Origin of the sequence: Clostridium sp. HV4-5-A1G (genome assembly GCF_900184915.1) — a bacterium.
Taxonomy (GTDB): domain Bacteria; phylum Bacillota; class Clostridia; order Clostridiales; family Clostridiaceae; genus Clostridium_B; species Clostridium_B aromativorans.
This window is the reverse complement of the sequence record NZ_FXYI02000330.1, coordinates 1-1,548: the sequence shown is the minus strand read 5'-3', so window position 1 is coordinate 1,548 and position 1,548 is coordinate 1. Positions and strand designations below refer to the sequence as shown.

General features: G+C 29.4%; 2 protein-coding genes. Both read right to left on the bottom strand.

Annotated features, from left to right (window positions below; all coding sequences use genetic code 11):
• Window positions 1-153: 153 nt before the first annotated feature.
• A complete protein-coding gene (locus J5G60_RS18265; RefSeq protein WP_150359065.1) occupies window positions 154-633 on the bottom strand; it encodes a MarR family transcriptional regulator in 480 nt (159 codons plus the stop codon).
• Between the two features lie 120 nt (window positions 634-753).
• Window positions 754-1,443 (bottom strand): radical SAM protein, encoded by a 690-nt coding sequence (locus J5G60_RS18260; protein ID WP_150359066.1) that lies wholly within the window; start codon window positions 1,441-1,443, stop codon window positions 754-756.
• Between the last annotated feature and the right edge of the window lie 105 nt (window positions 1,444-1,548).

Here is a 1,548-nt window from a genome sequence, read left to right as displayed (position 1 = left end):
AGTTTTTCTTTTTTCTACTCATAGCTATAAGCTTTTTAGAACCACAGGTAAAACCTGTGGTATTCTGAATACAAAAATGCATCCCATCCTCAATGAGGGTGGGATGCCAGTGATTTCGTATTTCTTAATGTATTTCAATGGGACTCTGTATAACTATAGTTTATCAAATTTTATATCTACACCTAGTTTCTTTATTTCCGTATCCAAATGTATATTATACTTTTCCGCAAAGTCGAGTATAACATCAAGCTGTTTCTCGGTTACTTGTTCAAAAAAAGGTTGATCTCTATCCTTAAACTCTTTGTGCATTTCCTCATGGATATTATAAATTGCTTTTCCTTGCTCGGTGGGTTTAAAATAGACTTCTTTATTGTTATTCGGCTTCTGATAGCTTTCTATAAGCCCTTTTTTTACGAGCTTCTTAGTTAGTTTGCTTATAGCACCTCTGGTCATGTCAAAGGACTCCGCCAGCTTTGTCACATTGGAATCTTCATCTTTTCCGATATAAGCAATACAATGTATTTCAGAAGGATTATAACCCTTAAGCCTGTCTTTCATCTTAAAGCTATCAAGCCACATTCTTTTTTTAAATATATTCCATAAACCCATCATGGCCTGTTCTTCTTTGTCCATGGCCTGTCCTCCTATCTGTTGGTGTATTAACAATATTATATTAAATTTTTGTTTCTATTTCAACAATGTTAAAATAATTATTCTAAGAATTAAACTACATCAATCAACGTATTAGCATTACTAAATATTTAGTAATGCATTTGAAATTTTTTCAAATCTTTCATCAGTTATACCAAGTTTTTTTCTGAATCTTTCATCTTCCATTCTGGCAATAATTATCTTGTGAGGAGATATTTTATTGATAATATTTTTTATCCTCTGAATTGATTCTTCATCATCGTTATAACCCTTAATGATAGTAATTTCAAATATAAACTTTCCTTTGTATTGTTTATTAAAAGCAATCATATTTGAAATATATTTTGCTAATGTATACCCTTCAATAGGTCTTTGGATTTTTTGGAAGCCCTCTTCTGTTATTATTTTTAGTTCTCCAACAACTTCATCACATTTATTGGCAATTTTCATATATTCATCTCTACCTAATAAATATCCATTAGAAAACAGCCTTACAGGTAGACCTTTGCCTTTAATAAAGTTAATAATATCATCGATTTTGTCATTTACTAAGGCTTCTCCTTTTGAGTTAATAAAAATTAATTCTGGTTTTGTATTTTCTATTATGCTTTCTAGTTCAATCAATGAACTTTCTATTTTATTAAATGACTTTTGGGTATCTACCTTATTTTGCGATCTTCCAATAGGACAAAATATGCAGTCAAAGTTGCAGTACTTTTCTGGAAGTATGTTAATTTCCAGTACTCTTTTTCCATCTTCAACATAAATATCTTTATAGCTAAAATCACCCATTACCTTATCCCCCTCAAATTAATTTATTGATACTTCTTTATTGTTAATATTAAGATTTGAGTAAAACTATACTTATTTTTACTATTTTTAAATTATATAGATAAT